Below are 16756 nucleotides of genomic sequence, written 5' to 3' on the forward strand. Positions count from 1 at the left end.
GAGAAAGGGTTCCTTGAGGGATTCTCTTCCATGCCCACCTTTCCATTCTATCAGGTCGACGCGTTCGCCAATCAACCCTTTGAGGGCAACCAGGCGTGCGTCATGCCGTTGGACGCCTTCCTTGCCGATGATGTGCTGCTGAAGATCGCGGCGGAGAACAATGTGGCCGAGACCGCCTATCTTGTTCCGTTGGCGGACGGTGTTTGGGCGCTGCGCTGGTTTACGCCGGCGGTGGAGGTGCCGCTGTGCGGTCATGCGACGCTCGCCTCGGCGCATGTGCTGTTTGATGAGGGCGGGTATGACGGGGATGTCATCCATTTTGATACGGTCCGTTCTGGCCGGCTCAGCGTACGCCGGATGGCTGACGGGCGGCTCGAGATGGATTTCCCCTCGGCGCCGATCCAGCCTGTTCCGGTGACGGAGGATATTGCGGCGGCGCTGGGCGCGCGGCCGCTGGAGGCGTGGGGCGGGATGTTCTATGCGGCGCGGTTTGACGGCCCCGAGACCGTGAAGGCTCTGCAACCGGATATGAAGGCGCTTAAAGTTCTTGGTGCGGAGGCCAGCGGCTGGGACCGGGGCAATTTCGGCTGTTTTGCGCTCGGCGGCGACGGCGTGGACGTGACCAGTCGTTTCTTTGCGCCGGGTTCTGGGATCGATGAAGATCCCGCCACGGGCAGCTGGCACACGATGCTCTCGCGCATTCTTGCGACGCACTTTGATCTGCCGAAAGCAGCCTGCTGGCAGGCCTATCCCGGGCGGGGCGCGCGGGTGGATGTGCATCTGGAAGGAGACCGGGTGAAGCTGGTTGGTAAGGCCGTGACGGTCATTGAAGGCCAGTTCCGGCTTTAGGTGGGCACTTCCTTGCCTGCCCAGTCGAAACATTTTCCGCTGTCTTCCGGCGTCAGGCGGCTTGTCACGTCCAGCAGGTAGCTGGCCGATTGTTGCGGGCTGAAGAGCTTTCCCTCGCTGATGCCGGACTGGAACGGCTGGGAGAGGGCGGTGTCTACCGTGCCCGGATGAAGGCCCACGCAGATCGACCCCGGCGCGCGGCGGGCTTGTTCAAGCGCGTAGTTGCGGATCAGCATGTTGAGGGCCGCCTTGGAAGCGCGATAGGCATGCCAGCCACCGAGGCGGTTATCAGAGATCGAGCCAACGCGTGCGGAGAGGGCGGCAAATACGCTGCGCTCTTTCTTGGGCATCAGTGGCAGCATGTGCTTGGCAATAAGCGCCGGGGCGATTGTGTTTGCCTCGAAGACGCGGTGGAACGCATGTGCAGACTGCTGCCGGTAGGATTTCTCCGGTTGAAGCCCGTCGCCATCCGACAGCAGGCCGCTGGCTACGATGCAGAGCCCGAGGGGTGCTTCAGTAGCCATCTCAGCGGCCAGCGTCGAGAGCGCTATAACGTCAAGAAAGTCTACGCTCCGGGTGAGCGCGCCGTCATGGGCGGCGCCGCCGCGGGAGATGGCGTAGATCTTCTGGAAAGTGCCGCGAGCGAGAAGCTCGCTGACCAGGGCGCGGCCAATGCCGCCGGAACTGCCGAAAACTGCTGCGATCATGATGCGCAGCCAGCTAGGTGCGCAGACAGCAGAGGGGAAGGGGAATGGTGCCGCTTAGGTGACTTGAACACCTGACCCCATCATTACGAATGATGTGCTCTACCAGCTGAGCTAAAGCGGCATGCCGTTTCGGCAGGCCCCGCATATACTGGCAGGGCCCCCTGCATGCAAGCCGGTTTTGGCTTCGGAGTCAGTCCTCGTCCGGGGCGTAGTCGAGGGGCTGGGTCAGCGGGCCCTGCGGGGGTTTTGGGGCGCTCAAGGGGCCGTCTTCGGGCTGGTGGGCGAGGGCGAGCACGCGGCCAGCCTCCAATTCGCGGCCATAGCTTTCATAGCGCGGATGGATCAACTCGCCGACATCGCCGAAGGCATAGACGAGGCGGCCCCAGCCCTGACGGTCATAATCGAAGGCGCCGCCCTTGGGGTCGATGTCCGACCAGTCAGCTTCGCGGGAGGCGGAGACCGCCATGCGGCCCCAGCGCTGGGCTTCGCTCATGTCGCCATAGCCCTTGAGGGCGCGCTCCATCAGGAGGCAGAGGCGGGCCGTGGGGTTTTCCTCCACCAGCAAAGCGAGGGTCTTGATGGCGTCCACCCAGTCGGCATTGTCCATTGCGAGCTCGGCCGAGAGGATGCGGCTTTCGCGATGGGTGGGGTGGGCATCCACCAGCGCCTTGAGGCGCGTTGCGATATGTTCGCGGTCGTCCTGCGGCACAAGGCGGCGAGAGAGCTGAGCGAGGGCTGGATGTGGCCGGGCCTTCCAGCCAAGCTCCAGCACGCCCTGGGCCGCCCTCGCTTTGCCGTCGATCATCAGGAAGCGGGCGCCATGATAGGCGGCAGGCGGAAAATCCGGCGCCGAACGGATGGCATCGGCGAGGGATTTCTGAGCGGCTGGTTTTTCCGCGATGGGCAGGTTCACGGCGCGCGCCGTATACAGCACCGCGCGGCGGCGTTTGAGATTGATGCCTTCCACAAGGCCGCGCTTCTCGCCCATGGACAGGGTATCGAGCGCCTTCTCCCAGTCGCCCTTGGCAACCTGGATGTCGAACAGGGAATTGAAGGGCCAGTCGGCATCCGAGCGTAGCTCGAGGGCTTCACGGGCACGCGTTTCAGCAGTGATCGGATCGCCGCGTTCCGAGGCGGCGGTCGCCGAGCCGCGAAGGCCAGCTAGCTGCCCGCCCGGAAGGCGGGTGAGTAGGCCCCAGGCGCGTTCGGCGCTCGCCCAGTCATCATTGGCTTCAGCAGCGCGCGCTTCCAGCAGCAACTTCAGGCGCTCATCCTCGGCATGGCGCATCGCCTTCTTGGCAAGGCGCAGCGCGGCTTTGGAATCGCCGCCTTCAGCAGCCAGCAAGCCCTCTGCGAGCGCGGCATTGGCCTTGCGGGTGCGCGCGGCGCGCTGGGCTTTGGATATACGTCCGGGAAGTACAAGGATGCCCGTCGCCAGCCACCAGGCGAGCGCGATCAGACCGCCGAATACCAGGAGCAGGATCGCGGCCACACCGGCGCGAACCGACACGATTTCCTGACCGACCGGAAAGGTGACTTCACCGGGCAGGCTGAAGGCCCACCAGGCCAGCACGGCGCCGATTGAGATCAGCAGAAGGACGAAAATGAAAAGGAAAAACCGGCTCATTCTTACTCGTTCTCCGGCTCGCTGAGGCTCAGGCGCACGTCTTCGAGCACTGCTTCGAGCGTGATGCGACGGTTTGCCTGCCGGGTCCAGTCCTGCGCGGCGAGTGCGGCAGAGCCTTCAAGGGTTGAGAGGGCTTTCACGCTGGCGGCCAGGTCTCCGTCGGCAAGCGCCTTGGAGGAAGCGTCCAGGGCTGTGGTGACGGGGTTCTCCCGCTTATTGGCGGGCCGCACGGTCACCGCGTCTCCGAACACGCGGTTCAGCCAGGAAAGCTGGCTATGGGGCACCTGCGCGGCGGCATCTGTCTTGCCCGCTGCGCTGACGGCGGCGCGCATCCCGGCGAAGTCTGCCTGCAGCTTTGAGGAGGTGGGTACGCCGCTGACATAGGGCGCGAGACGGCGGACTGTCTGGTTGGAGGGTGCGGCCGCGCGCAGTATGCGGTAATCGGCCTCGAAACCTGTTCCCCGGCGCGTCGCGCTCTCGATGGCGGAAAGGGCGAGAGCGGCTTCTGCCTGGCGGTCTTCTTCCGGCTCAGCGGCTGGCTGCGGGATAGGCGCAGGCGCGGTGGCGGCAGTTGATTCCAGAGCCGTGATCCTGGCTTCCAGCGCGGTTATCGTGCGCAGGGCTTCTGTGGGCGTGGCCCCGTCGCCGGGCTCGATGCTTTCGAGCGCCTCTATGCGGGCGGTGAGGCGCTCGACGGCAGGGATGCCGGCGCCGCTGGCGAGCAGTTCGTTCAGCGCCCTGGAATTGCTGCTGACATCACCCATCAGGCTGGAAAGGTCATCGGACGCTTCGGGCATTTCGCTGATGCGGCGCTCGAATTCGGCTTGCTGCGCGGCCAGTTCGGCAATCTCTGCTTCCAGCGCAGAGGTCTTGCCGGGCAGGATCAGGTCGCGGCCGAAAATGCCCCCGCCTGCGCCTATAAGCGCGGCGATGGCGGCAGCGATGGCGACACCGCCCCATCCGGGAGCAGCAGACCTTGCCGCAGGGGGCAGTGGATCAGGCGCCGGCTCGAACTGAGCGTCGATTGGCTCTTCGGGCAATTCCGGACCTGTCGTGCTGGTATCTGTCATGTCGCCTTTGGTGGTCTGATACTTGGGCGGGAGTGTGGCACAGTGCGGCCCTGCGGCAAAGCGAGCGGGTCAGGCCTGCAATATCGCGGCAGCTTCGTGCAGGGCAGCCATCAACGCCTCTTCATTCGGCCGGGCGGAGATCCAGACACCAGCATGGGCGCGCGCTTCAAGCGGCGCGGCAGCGTTCGCGGATATGGCAACGATTCCGGCGTGGTCCATCGGCGCGCCAGATGCAGCCAGCGCGGCGGCGCCCTTGGCCGAGTGGACGAGCACGATCGCCGGACCTACTGACAGGGCGCTTAGGGCATCCGCTGTCAAGGCGGGTTCGGCCTGTGTCAGGTAGGCGGCCTCAAACCGGGCATCGAGGCCAGCTGCCCGGAGTGTTGCGACAAGGTTGCCGGCGGCCGCGTCATTGGCGATATGCAGCAGCGGGCCGGCAAGTTCTGACCTTGCGGTGAAGATCAGCCGGGCAAGGTCGTCTGCATCGCCATCGCCTTCGACAATGTTCGCGAAGCCAGCCTCCCGCGCAGCCGCAGATGTGGCGGGGCCGACGCACCAGGCTGTGAGGCTGGCAGCGTCAGCGCTGGACGTAAGAAATGCGCGTACGCCATTGGCGCTGGTGAAGACCAGTTCGGTCACACCTTCCAGCGTTGCCCGGTCAAGGCCAGTGTCCACGATCTTCAGCATCGGCGAGAGGATCGCCCTGTAGCCGAGCTGTGCAAGGTGGGCGGCGGTATCGTCCGCGCCGGGCTGGGCGCGTGTGACGATCACCGCCAGGCTCACCGCTCGTCTCCGAAGATGGGCAGGGCTTCCTTGGCGGCGAAGATGATTTCCTGAGCCACCGCGCGGCCAAGGAGGACGAGCTGCGCGTCGGTTGCGTCCTTGCGGCAGATCCCGTCCCCGCGCCAGCGAGCGGTGCCTCCGGGGGTGAGCACTTCACCGATCAGTTCCCACTCCTCGCCGCGGTCAAAGAGGTGGGCCGCGATGGGCGTGCGGCAGCTGCCATCGAGTTTTTCGAGGAAGGCGCGCTCGGCAATGGCGGCGGCGCGGCTGGGTCCGTGCGAGAGTTTTCCGAGCGTCTCGACGAGTTCCGTATCCGCATCATCGCGCGTCACGACCCCGATGATGCCCTGCGCAGCGGCCGGGAGCATGTCTTCCAGTGGAATCGGAGTGGCCACATCGGCGAGGCCTAGCCGTGTGAGGCCTGCCATGGCGAGGAAGGTTGCGTCCGCAAGGCCTTCCTCCAGCTTGCGCATGCGGGTGGCGACATTGCCGCGGAAGGTGACGACTTCAAGGTCTGGGCGGAGCGCAAGGGACTGGGCTTCCCGGCGCAGCGAAGCGGTGCCCAGCCTTGCGCCTTCCGGCAGGTCGCGGATCGAGGTCGCCTTATGCGAGAGGAAACCGTCGCGGGGGTCTTCCCTTTGCGGGAAGGCGGCAAACATCTGGCCGGTTGGCAGCAGTGACGGCACATCCTTGAGGCTGTGTACGGTCAGATCGACATCGCCGCGCGAAAGAGCGTCGTCGAGCTCGCGCGTGAAGAGGCCCTTGCCGCCGGAATTGATCAGCCGCTCAGTTGTGAGCTGGTCTCCGGTCGTCGTGAATTTGACGATTTCGCACTCATACCGGCCGTCCGAAGCGGCGTTCAGGTCGTGAGCAATCTGGTTGGCCTGGGCGAGCGCCAGCGGAGAGCTGCGCGTTCCGAGCCGTAGGCGTGTGACGCCTGTTGTCGTGTCAATCTTGGTCATAATCCTCCCTAGCGGGGGAAATCGCGCTTGCCAATTGACGCCGCAATCCCGGAGGGGTACCCACTCTTATCGTTTTACGGCAAATGCCCCGGAGGATTCCCCATGTTGCGCAGCGCTGTGTCTGCTCTCGCCCTCGTTTTCGTACTCGGCGCGTGCGCGCCGGAGACGCCACAACCGGCCGCCCCGGCCGAGCTTTCCGCTGAAGAACAGGCCGCGCTCAGCGAGCAGCTGAACGCCTGGTTCGATGCCAAATATGAAGAACAGCTGCAGGATAGCCCGGTCCAGCTGACCTTCCTTGGCCGCAAGGACAAGAATGACCAGATCGATTGCCTTACCATCGCCTGCCAGGATGAGCAGCTGGCTAAAGCGAAAGCGGCCGTCGATGAGTTGAGAGCAACTTTCAATTACGAGCAGCTTTCTGCCGCCGACAAGGATTCCTACGATCTCTGGATTTACCAGTATGAGCGCGCTGCCAAGGCCGTCGACTTCCGCGACAACGGTCTGATCTTCGACCAGATGAGCGGCATGCACACCTTTGTGCCGACCTTCCTGATGCAGTTCCATTCGGTCGACGATGAGGCCGATGCCCGCGCCTATTTGAAGCGTATCTCCGAAGGCGCCCGGGGCCTGCAGGAACTCCTGGCGCAGGCAAAGGACAAGGCTGGCAAGGGCGTGCACGCGCCGAAGTTTGCCTATGAGGCCGTAATCGCCGAATCGCAGAAGCTGATCACCGGCGCGCCGTTTACGGACGGTCCGGACAGCGCGGTCTTCGCCGACTTCAAGACAGATGTTCAGGCCCTGGTAGACGCAGGCAAGACGACCCCGGAGACAGCCACCGCGCTGATCGCCGAAGCCGAAGCCGCCCTCGCCGGCGATTTCCAGACGGTTTACAGGGACATCATCGCCTTTGCGCAGGAAGACCTTGCAAACTCTCCCGATCCAACCGGGCCGCAGGGTATCAGCACCCAGCCTAACGGCGCCGCTTTCTATGACTTCATGCTGTCGCAAATGACGACGACCAGCATGACGGCAGACGAAATCCACAATCTCGGTCTCTCGGAAGTTGATCGCATTCATGGCGAGATGGAAGCTATCAAGACCCAGGTCGGATTTGAAGGCACGTTGAACGAGTTCTTCACCAGCATCCGCGATGACAAGGACAACCCGCAACACTATTATCCGGACACCGACGAAGGCCGTCAGGCCTATATCGATGACGCCACAGCCGCGATCGAGAAGATCAAGACTGTGTTGCCCGACTATTTCGGCATCCTGCCCCAGGCCGACCTTGTAGTGAAGCGTGTGGAGCCCTTCCGCGAGCAGGCGGGCGCCGCACAGCATTACTATCCGGGCACGCCGGATGGATCGCGTCCGGGCATCTATTACGCTCACCTTCTAGACATGAAATCCATGCCCAAGGGCGAGCTGGAAGTGATCGCCTATCATGAGGGCCTGCCGGGTCACCACATGCAGATCTCGATTGCCCAGGAGCTGACCGGTGTGCCGCAGTTCCGCACGCAGGCCGGGTTTACGGCCTATTCGGAAGGCTGGGGCCTCTATTCGGAAAAGCTCGCCAAGGAAATGCCGGGAACCTATACTGATCCGTACTCGGATTTTGGTCGCCTCGGCTCGGAAATCTGGCGCGCGATCCGTCTTGTGGTCGATACCGGCCTCCACTCCAAAGGCTGGACCGAAGAGCAGGCTGTGCAGTACTTCCTTGCCAATTCGGCGATCACCGAAGGCCAGGCGCGTTCAGAAGTACAGCGCTATATCGTGATGCCGGGTCAGGCGACCGCATACAAAGTGGGCATGATCGAAATCCAACAAATGCGGGCCAAGGCCGAAGCCGAACTGGGCGACAAGTTCGACATCCGCGCCTTCCACGACACCGTGCTCGGCGGCGGGGCGCTCCCGCTCGCCATGCTCGAAGCCAAAGTCGATCGCTGGATTGAAGAGGTCAAAGCCGCCGGCTGATCCTGATCCTGGCCTGCAGGCCGTGTGAGACAAGCCCTTCCCGGCATGACCGGGGAGGGCTTTTTCATTTCAGGAAAACTGGAATTGGTATTGCTAGCAAAAGAAACTTGACGCGCCTGTCCTGGCTGTTGTGGCCCTGGTTGGGTGCAGCTCGATAAGAAATGCGTATGCCGACCTGCCTGTTGCCAGCCGGAATGGCAGCAACCCGATCATTACCGATCAAGTTTACCGCAGATCCTGCCCCGATGGTCCATGACGGGCGGCTCTATCTCTATGTCGGCCATGACGAGGCGGGCGAAGGTGAAATGTTCCGCATCGCTGAATGGCTGCTCTATTCGACCGAGGATCTGGTAACCTGGCGCGATCACGGACCCGTTCTGCGTCCGGAGGATTTCAGTTGGACGAGCCGGGACGCCTGGGCATCGGAAGTCATCGAGAAGGATGAGCGTTTCTGGTTCTACACGACGGTCGAGCATGACGAGACCGATCATGGAAAGGCGAACGGTGGTGCCGGAGCCGACAGCCCGGCTGACCCCTTGCAGGATGCGCGTGGCTCGGCGCTTGTGCGCACCAGGGGTGCGCCGGTCGGGCCGCACTGGTGGGATGATGATCGACCCGACCGCGTTTGCGGCTGATGACGGCACCGTCTGGCTCTATGGAGGGAACTCGGTTCTCTATGCCGCGCCTCTTGCAGAAGACATGATCAGCCTCGCCGGTGAAATCCGGCGGGTTCCGATGCCGCATTTTGTTGAGGGGCCATGGCTCTTCAAGCGGGAGGGGCACTACTATCGCGCCTATGCCGGCAGAGGTGCGGCCGAGTATGATTGGGAGCGTATCTATTGTGCCACCGCGCCTTCAGTGACCGGGCCCTGGACATTTGGCGGCAAGATCATGGGCATCGCCTAAAACAGCTTCACCATTCATCCCGGGATCGTGGAGCTCAAAGGCGCCTGGTTTCTCTTCTCCCATAATGCGGCGCCCTCGGGCGCTGGTCGGTGCGCGCAGAGCCGCTGTTCTTCAATCCGGACGGATCCATTCGTCCGGTCGTGGCCACCGATGGCAGCCTCTCCCTGCCACTGCCTCAGTGACAGCTGATCTCTCCTGCGACGCTGGGGCAGGGCTTGCCAGAGACCAGCACTGCGCTTTCTCTTTTTCACGGCCAGAAGAGGGTAAACGCAATGGACCTTAAATTCAGCGCACATGTCGAGGATTTCCGCCGGGATGTCCGCCACTGGTTTGAGACAGAGTTTCCCCGGGACATCATCGAAAAGTACAAGGCTGGACTGCCGCTGACCACGGCTGATGTGCGCCGTTCGGAAATGGCGCTCGGCACGAAAGGCTGGCTGGCATCAGCCTGGCCGAAGGAACAGGGTGGACCCGGCTGGAGCATCGAGGAGCAGTATGTCTTCGATGAGGAGCTGGAACGAGCCGGCGTGCCGACAGTCACGCCGATGGGCGTGGTCTATGTCGGCCCGGTGATCTACACCTTCGGCTCAGAGGCGCAGAAGGACCGGTGGCTGCCGGGCATTCGTGACGGGTCCACAGGATGGGCGCAGGGCTATTCGGAGCCCGGCGCGGGCTCAGATCTCGCGAGCCTTGAATTTGCCGCCGAGCTGAACGACGGGGTCTACATCCTCAACGGGCACAAGATCTGGACGTCTGCGGCTCAGCATGCCGACTGGATTTTCCTGCTCGCCCGCACCAGCCGGGGAGAAAAAAAGCAACAGGGCATCTCCTTCATCTGCTGCCCGATGAATGCGCCTGGCGTGACCGTGAAACCGATCATCAGCATCGACGGGGCCCATGCGCTTAACGAAGTGCTGTTCGACAATGTGAGGGTGCCCGAAGAAAACCGTATCGGGGAGGAGGGCAAGGGCTGGACCTATTCCCAATACCTGCTCGGCTTCGAGCGCACGTCTTACGCCCGCATCGGCGGCAAGCGCGCGATGCTGCGCCATGTCCGCGCGCTGGCAACGGCAGGCTCTGCAGGTTGTAATGAGCGCCTGATAGATGATCCGGGCTTTGCCATGCGCCTGGCGCAGGCCGAAATTGCCGTAGACGGACTTGAGATGACGGTGTTCCGTATCCTTTCAGCGGTTGCCGCAGGCGGCACCCCGGGGGACGCGGCCTCCACGGTGAAGATTCTCGCCACAGAGACCCATCAGCAGATCACCGAGCTCTTTCTCGATGCAGCAGGCGTGCATGTCGGCCATCGCGGTGCCTCATCGGCCACTACCCCGCGCGACGTGGCGACCTATTTTGCAGGGCGCGCGCAGTCAATTTATGGCGGCACCAATGAGATTCAAAAGAACATCATCGCGCGCAAGGTTCTGGGGCTCTGAAACATGCGTCAGTTTGGAATTCCGACCGTTGCCCTCTGGCTGACGCTTGCTGGGCTTGTGCCCTTTGCCGTCCCGGCCGGGCTGCTCTGGATGCTTCGCGCCGACCCGGTGCTGAGCGGGCAGGTGGCGCAGGCGCTGCTGGTTTATTCTGCCCTGATCCTGAGCTTTCTCGGCGGGGTCCGCTGGGGCGCTGAAATCAATGCGCAGGGCAGTGGGGGCATTCCCCGCGCGCCGATCCTGGTGCTTTCGGTCCTGGGCGCGCTTGCCGGGTGGACCCTTGTCCTGGTCGGTGGTCTGACCGGATTTTTATGGCCCGTTCTGGCCATGGCCGCCATTGCCCACATCTTGCAGGGTTACTGGGACGCAGATGGCGCCGGACTGCCGCGCTGGTTCCGCCGGCTGCGCATCATTGCGGCTACAGGCGCGGTTCTCTCGCTTGGGGCGGCAGCCGCGTCCTATGCGGCGCGATAGCTGCGCAGCGTAATGGTTGCCGCCGCAAAGCTGATGCCTGCCAGCGCCGCCGAGATGACCCCGTTCCAACCGGCCATGGAGAGGCCGAGGATGTAGAACGGCGCGTCATTGCAGGCTGGTAGTTCAAAGGTCTGTTCAAGATTGCCGATGGCAAAAGGATCAACCGCCGGCCCGGCCGAACAGCCGGAAGGGGGCGGAAAAATCGACCACTCGACGCCTGCATGATACGCCGCGACCACAACGCCGACGCCGAAAACAAGCCCGATCAACACATTCAGCGCCACAAGAAAGCGCCGCTTGGGTACAAAGCGCCACCAGGCCAGCCCGGTCAGCGTCATGGCGATCAGCGCCCAGTAGACTTCCCGCTGCCGCAGGCAGAGCGGGCACGGTGGCAGGCCACCAAACGTCTCGAACGCATGGGCGGCCGCCAGCATCAGAGCCGAGGCGGCAAGGGCGAGGGCGGGCCAGCGCCAGCCTGTCAGGGCAGTCTTGATCAGCTGCATCCGTAAACCTTCGGCGCCAAAGCCAGTCTTACGCAATGCGGCGGCGTGTCACGAGCCCAGAAGGGCGGAGGAAAAGTGCGTGATGATGTTGAGCCCGAGGAAGGCGCCGGTGATCAGCGCGCCGACCCAGGCGGTGCCAAGGATGATGCCGGCGGTGACTGCCAGCCCGTCCTTCTGCATCAGGCCGAACGCGGTGACGGCAACGGCCATGCCCGGCACGGTATTGGTCATCGGCAGTGGCGTCAGGATCGAGGCGGAGAAGACAAACAGGAAGAGGCCAATGACGCGCTCCGAACGCCGCCCGGTAATCACGCTGAAGCGCGGGCGGATGATGGCCTCGATCCAGCCGAACCACTTACGGCCACCGGTCGCCATCTGGGTCAGCCCCTTGCGGTCGATCTTGCGCTTGCCGAGGGTGGCGGGCAGCCAGGGCTCTTCCCGGCCGATCACCATCTGGAAGGCTAGGGCCAGCATCGGCAGGGCGACCACCTGCGGCACGCCATACAGGAACGGAATGCAGCAGGGCAGCGCCAACAGGAAGAGGCCGGCGCCAAAGGCGCTCTCATCCAACCGGTCAAAGATTTCCCGCAACGAGAAGCCCTCCTCCGGCGCGGCCTGCGCCAGAAGTTCTATGGTCTGCAACAGGGTGCGCTCGGGTTCAGCGGTAATGGGCGTGGTCATGGCGGGTTTCAGTATAGCAGAGAGATTGACATATCACTTCCCTCTGCGGCAGGAGTTTGGCCGTCCTGCAAACGGGGGCCCCTGTGGTGAAATGGTAGACGCGGCGGATTCAAAATCCGCTTCCGCAAGGAGTGCTGGTTCAAGTCCGGCCAGGGGCACCATCAGACAGTTTCAGACGGTCCGAGATAGTCCGAAATGCAATAAAATAGGTAAATAAAATCAAGGTTTAGCGTCCGATTGAGTCCGAGGCGCTCCAAAGCCGTGCGTTGGCATCCGGGAATTTTGTTGGTATCTGTGTTGGTATCTGAAAACGAGATACCAACAATCTACCAACAACGGTGCGCCCTTGCCTCTGACCGATACCCAGCTGCGGAATCTCAAGCCGGAAGACCGCACCTATCGAAAATCTGATGGCGGCGGCTTGTTCATTGAGGTCTCGCCGCTTGGCTCGAAACTCTGGCGCCTCGCCTATCGCTTTGAAGGCAAGCAGAAGCTGTTGGCCCTTGGCAGCTATCCGGAAACGTCGCTGGCGCGGGCTAGGGAGAAGCGCCAGGAAGCCAAGAGCATGCTTCAGGACGGGATAGACCCCGGCGCCAAGGCAAAGGCGGACAAGGAAGAGCGCCGGGCTTTGCTGAAGGATAGCTTTTCAGCTCTCTCAGAGGAATTTTTGACGCGGGCAGAGAAGGAAGGGCGTTCGGCCAGCACGCTCACCAAGAAGCGCTGGCTTCTGAAGATGGCTGAAGCTGACCTTGGCAAGCGGCAGATTCGCGAAATCACCGCCGCCGAAATCCTCAAGCCCCTGCGCCGCCTTGAAGAGAAGGGCCATTTTGAAAGCGCCGTGCGCATGCGCGCCGTGGTGGGGCAGGTGTTCCGCTATGCCATCGCCACGGGGCGGGCAGAAAATGACCCGACCTTTGGCCTGCGCGGGGCGATCATCACGCCAAAGGTGACCCACCGGGCAGCTGTTACAGAGAAAGCGGCCTTCCTTGAGCTGGTGCGCCATGTCTGGACCTATGACGGCACGCCGGAAACCCAGGCCGCGCTCAAGCTGATGGTGTTGCTCTATCCCCGGCCGGGGGAGCTGCGCCTGTCCTATTGGAAAGAGTATAACCTTGAGAATGGCACTTGGACAATCCCGGCCACGCGGGCCAAGATGCGGCGCGAGCATGTAAAACCGCTCTCCCGCGCGGCTATTGGCGTGCTGAAGGATCTTCAGGCGCTGAACAATAACAGCCTGATGGTGTTTCCCTCTCACCAATCCCCCGGCAAGCCGATCAGCGAAGCGACAATGACGCTCGCCCTGCGCCGGATGGGCTACACCCAGGCTGAACATGTTCCTCATGGCTTCCGCGCCAGCGCGTCCAGCCTGCTGAACGAAAGCGGCAAATGGAATGAAGACGCGATTGAAGCCGAACTTGGCCATTTGGGGAGCAATGAAGTGCGCCGCGCCTATCACCGCGCCCGCTATTGGGATGAGCGCGTGAAGATGGCGGAATGGTGGGCGGGGCAGGTGCTACCAGCAGAAAGTGTTGGCAACTGATACTACCCTCTTGCGCGACATAAAGCTTGGTCACGACTGGATTGCCGCAACAAATTGTGGGTGCGGAGGCCATGCCTTCGCCCCCCAACAACGCGGGCGAAATGCCACTTGAGGACAAGTATCGCCTTGCAAATCCGGACCATTGAACAAGGCTACAATCGAACGGTCCAGTTTTCTGGAAACAGGTCACTTGAGCCGCTGACGGCTACCCCGAAACAGTTTCTGGGGCTGGAGATCAATGTATGGGCCAAGGAAGTGGCGGAGCTGGTGCTGGGGATCGGCTATCTGCAATGTCAATACCGCTCCTTGGGCAAGGCCGGTGAAGGCGACGTGGTTCTGCAGGACTTCCATAATATCGAGCATTGCGACGCGATGTTGGAGCTATCCGGCTAGCGCGTTCCCGACCCGGAGGCGCGGCGGGCGATCACCAACCTTGACAGCGCCAAGCCGCGCGCCTGGCCGAAGGCCGATTTTATCGTGCGCAACCCACCCTTTATTGGCGCGAGCCTGATGCGCGAAGCGCTCGGTGATGGCTATGTGGAAACAGTGTAGGCGGCATCCCGTGGTAATCCCCCCTGATCTTGAAGGGCCACCGGCTGAAGCTGGTCCGTTTTCTTCACCTCGATCAGATTGAAGATAAGGTGCAGCACAAACCGGGCGGCGCTGTGGAGCGCGGCTATCAGTGCACGGACTATCTCGAACAGCGTCGGCCATGGTATGATTCTTGGGCCAAGTTCGTGATCACATTCGAACCTCCGCCGCAAATTGAATTAGAGCCAGAACAACAGCGCTAACCACCAAGGATCCGGGTTTTGGTGCTTTTTGCAGACGTCGTATCCAGCCGTGCTTCCGACCCGATCTCGGACGATCGCGAACGACGATATATCCGCCTCAGTAATCAACAAGGCTGGGTATGCAGTTCGAGTCTGGCCCGTATGTAGATCTCGGTATTTGACAGCGTTAAAATCCATCTGATCACGGCAGATCGACGCGGCGAGGTTGCTGTCGGAATAAATCAGCTCTGAGTTTAGCCAACTCGCAGTCTCTCTCTGGGGAATGCCGTACCAGTCCCCGCCCTCGTTTCTTTTCCAAACGCGCGCTGTAGTGTCGCTAGACGTAGTCACGATTCGAGTGCCGTCTGAAGAGAAAGTAGCTGATACAACATCATCCCAATGCCCTTCAAGGAGGGTGCTCTGCCAACTTCCGTCCTCTCGCTCACTCCAGACTCGTGCGGTGTGGTCGCCTGAGGCTGTTACAATTTGCGTCCCGTCCGGTGAGAAGATGGCGGAGGTGACGAAGTTCTCATGATCGCTGAGTGGGATGCTCTGCCACATAAGATCCTTTCCCTCTTGCCAAATTCTCGCAGTGCCATCCTGTGAGGCTGTGATGAACCTTGTTCCGTCGGGGGAGTACGCAGTCGAATTGATCGAGCTTTGATGCCCTTCAAGGGGAGTGCGCTGCCATGTGCCATCCTCTTTCTCTTGCCAAATCTCAGGAGTGTTACTCCAGCGGTATGAGATGACGACGCTATCGCCGCGCGGTGAAAATGCAGAGGAGGTGATGGAGGTCTCTTGCCCGTCTAGGGACATGGTCTGCCAATTGTTGTCCTGTTGCTCTCTCCAGATAAGTGTCGTGCCATCTTCGGAGGCGGCGAGAATAAAAGTACCGTTTGGGGAAATTGAGATGTAATCGACTGATCCCCCATTCCAGTCGAGAATTTCACTGGTCCAAGAGCCGTCATCGCCCTCGCGCCACACTCGGGGGTGTTTGTGCCCTGAGACTGTCACGATGCGGTTGCCGTTCGCGGAGATTGCAGCCGATACTACAGCGCTTTCTGGGAGCAACAACTCTTGCAGATCGACCAAAGCGAGATACTCGGCCCAGCCGTCAGTCTCCATGCCGATAGCATCATCGGAGATGGTAGCTGGGCGGATTTCAGTTTGGTTCATTTCAAGCGGCGTATTTGTCCACGATCCAGGTTCGCCTTCGGTCCAGACCCTTGCAATGCCGTCCGGTGACACCTCAACCAAAGCACTAGAGCCGTCTGGAGCAAACGTTGCGGACAAGACCGCATGTCCATCGCCCAGGAATCTTACGTCGGTCCAATTGCCATCGACGCCTTCGCGCCAGATGCGGACATCGTTATCAAAGGTGATTGTAAGGATACTTGCGCCGTCCGGAGAGAAAACAGCAGAGGCGACTTCGACTTCATGCCCATCAAGGGGACGAAACCAATCTGTTCGAAGCACAATCTCTGCGGCAATCGTTGGTGCAATAGGCGAGGGCGGTTGTAGCCAATCGCCTTCGGATGCAAGCAGTGCAAGTCGTATCGCGCGCCCAGTCATGCCCTGTTCTTCGGCGGTTAGAGCCGCAGTGATGAGGCTTCGAGATTGTACCACTCGCAATTGCCGGAAACCTAGCACTGCGCCATAGATCGAGGCGGCGACGAGGGCAAGAAAGACCAAGTTAACAATGAGACCACGCTGCAATGCTTGGGCGCGGCGCTTTTGCAATGCTGCGATTTCTTCGAGACGAGCTTTTTCCAGTTCAAGCTGAGCACGGATGGATTCGCGGCTTGCGGCAACCCAGGCAATGAAGAGTTCGCCTGGCTCTGGTTCGTTCCTAGGGCGGCGAGAAGCCCACGCTTCAGCTTCATCGAAAGCGCCTGGCGGGAGTAGGTTTCCTTTCTGCCGTCCCTTGCGATCCCAGTCGGCTGCTCGTTCGGCATAGCGCCGTCCCTCGCGCAGCCAAGCAGCATTCACTGCCAGGACGCGTATGAGCTGTATCATCGCCTCATCGAAACCGGGGCCTCCCTCGGTAAAGTCGATGGCAATATTTAACGAATGGAGCTTTGGCGGCAGCTTTGAGAAATCGACGGTTTCGACGAGGATCGGAACGATCCGCTTGCCGAGCCGCTGGGCGTAGGCGATTTCTTCGTCGCAGACCTTGCTGGCGGCGGAATGGGGCGAGACGAGGAATACCATCGCCTCGGCGCCTGCTATCATTTCTTCGAGGCGCTGCCACCAGGGTTCGTCGGCCGAGATACCGACACTGACGCGGTCCGGATCATGCTCGGCCTTGTCGAAGTCCGGCTGGAACTCCGGATGGGTAATCAGTGCACCGACAATACACTGCAGCATTGCCGCGTCCTTGCGGGAATAGGAGAGGAATACCTTGGTTTCCTCAGGCGGAAGAGCGGCCATTGTGGCATTAACGGGTTTAGGGGACACCGCGTGGGCCATGGCGT

Annotated in this window: 16 protein-coding genes and 2 tRNA genes; 9 read left to right on the top strand and 9 right to left on the bottom strand. The window is 61.7% G+C overall.

Annotated elements, in window-relative coordinates; genetic code table 11:
* Nucleotides 1–30: 30 nt before the first annotated feature.
* Entirely contained in the window at nt 31–849 is an 819-nt protein-coding gene (locus tag KG722_RS05155; RefSeq protein WP_213270321.1) for a PhzF family phenazine biosynthesis protein, read from the top strand.
* Here KG722_RS05155 and KG722_RS05160 read toward each other — a convergent pair.
* The 6 genes from KG722_RS05160 to hemC form a co-directional block, all read right to left on the bottom strand.
* Nucleotides 846–1556: an SDR family NAD(P)-dependent oxidoreductase gene (locus tag KG722_RS05160; RefSeq protein ID WP_213270324.1), complete on the bottom strand. Its 711-nt coding sequence runs from the start codon at nt 1554–1556 to the stop codon at nt 846–848. The two genes, KG722_RS05155 and KG722_RS05160, sit on opposite strands and share 4 nt — an antisense overlap.
* Nucleotides 1557–1601: 45 nt before the next feature.
* A tRNA-Thr gene (locus tag KG722_RS05165) sits at nt 1602–1677 on the bottom strand.
* A 69-nt stretch (nt 1678–1746) separates the two neighbouring features.
* Entirely contained in the window at nt 1747–3183 is a 1437-nt protein-coding gene (locus tag KG722_RS05170; RefSeq protein ID WP_213270327.1) for a heme biosynthesis HemY N-terminal domain-containing protein, read from the bottom strand.
* 2 nt (nt 3184–3185) lie between these two features.
* Entirely contained in the window at nt 3186–4253 is a 1068-nt protein-coding gene (locus KG722_RS05175) for a hypothetical protein (RefSeq protein WP_213270330.1), read from the bottom strand.
* Nucleotides 4254–4322: 69 nt separating this feature from the next.
* Nucleotides 4323–5036 (bottom strand): uroporphyrinogen-III synthase, encoded by a 714-nt coding sequence (locus KG722_RS05180; RefSeq protein ID WP_213270333.1) that lies wholly within the window; start codon nt 5034–5036, stop codon nt 4323–4325.
* A complete protein-coding gene (gene hemC, locus KG722_RS05185) occupies nt 5033–5998 on the bottom strand; it encodes a hydroxymethylbilane synthase (RefSeq protein ID WP_213270336.1) in 966 nt (321 codons plus the stop codon). Before hemC ends, KG722_RS05180 begins: the two co-directional genes overlap by 4 nt.
* Nucleotides 5999–6100: 102 nt before the next feature.
* Between hemC and KG722_RS05190 the strand changes: the two genes are divergently transcribed.
* From KG722_RS05190 to KG722_RS05210, 5 genes are all read left to right on the top strand, one after another.
* Entirely contained in the window at nt 6101–7972 is a 1872-nt protein-coding gene (locus tag KG722_RS05190; protein WP_213270339.1) for a DUF885 family protein, read from the top strand.
* 167 nt (nt 7973–8139) lie between these two features.
* A complete protein-coding gene (locus KG722_RS05195; protein ID WP_213270341.1) occupies nt 8140–8607 on the top strand; it encodes a family 43 glycosylhydrolase in 468 nt (155 codons plus the stop codon).
* Nucleotides 8579–8878, top strand: a complete 300-nt coding sequence (locus KG722_RS05200) for a family 43 glycosylhydrolase (RefSeq protein ID WP_213270344.1) — start codon at nt 8579–8581, stop codon at nt 8876–8878. Before KG722_RS05195 ends, KG722_RS05200 begins: the two co-directional genes overlap by 29 nt.
* Nucleotides 8879–9150: 272 nt before the next feature.
* Nucleotides 9151–10314: an acyl-CoA dehydrogenase family protein gene (locus KG722_RS05205; protein WP_213270347.1), complete on the top strand. Its 1164-nt coding sequence runs from the start codon at nt 9151–9153 to the stop codon at nt 10312–10314.
* A 3-nt stretch (nt 10315–10317) separates the two neighbouring features.
* Nucleotides 10318–10785, top strand: a complete 468-nt coding sequence (locus tag KG722_RS05210; RefSeq protein WP_213270350.1) for a DUF3429 domain-containing protein — start codon at nt 10318–10320, stop codon at nt 10783–10785.
* Here KG722_RS05210 and KG722_RS05215 read toward each other — a convergent pair.
* Complete coding sequence (locus tag KG722_RS05215; RefSeq protein WP_213270353.1) at nt 10770–11288, bottom strand: disulfide bond formation protein B; 519 nt, start codon at nt 11286–11288, stop codon at nt 10770–10772. The two genes, KG722_RS05210 and KG722_RS05215, sit on opposite strands and share 16 nt — an antisense overlap.
* Nucleotides 11289–11336: 48 nt before the next feature.
* A complete protein-coding gene (locus tag KG722_RS05220; RefSeq protein WP_213270356.1) occupies nt 11337–11969 on the bottom strand; it encodes an exopolysaccharide biosynthesis protein in 633 nt (210 codons plus the stop codon).
* Between the two features lie 77 nt (nt 11970–12046).
* On the opposite strand from KG722_RS05220, the gene KG722_RS05225 reads away from it, so the two are divergent.
* The 3 genes from KG722_RS05225 to KG722_RS05235 all read left to right on the top strand — a co-directional run bounded on the left by KG722_RS05225 (nt 12047) and on the right by KG722_RS05235 (nt 13902).
* Nucleotides 12047–12130: transfer RNA gene (locus KG722_RS05225), tRNA-Leu, on the top strand.
* Nucleotides 12131–12315: 185 nt separating this feature from the next.
* Nucleotides 12316–13509: an integrase arm-type DNA-binding domain-containing protein gene (locus KG722_RS05230; protein ID WP_213270359.1), complete on the top strand. Its 1194-nt coding sequence runs from the start codon at nt 12316–12318 to the stop codon at nt 13507–13509.
* Nucleotides 13510–13635: 126 nt separating this feature from the next.
* Nucleotides 13636–13902, top strand: coding sequence for a hypothetical protein (locus tag KG722_RS05235; protein WP_213270362.1), 267 nt, complete (start codon nt 13636–13638; stop codon nt 13900–13902).
* A 377-nt stretch (nt 13903–14279) separates the two neighbouring features.
* On the opposite strand, the gene KG722_RS05240 is transcribed toward KG722_RS05235, so the two are convergent.
* Nucleotides 14280–16751, bottom strand: a complete 2472-nt coding sequence (locus tag KG722_RS05240) for a TIR domain-containing protein (protein WP_213270365.1) — start codon at nt 16749–16751, stop codon at nt 14280–14282.
* Between the last annotated feature and the right edge of the window lie 5 nt (nt 16752–16756).

The organism is Hyphomonas sp., assembly GCF_018402285.1.
Classification (GTDB): Bacteria; Pseudomonadota; Alphaproteobacteria; order Caulobacterales; family Hyphomonadaceae; genus Hyphomonas.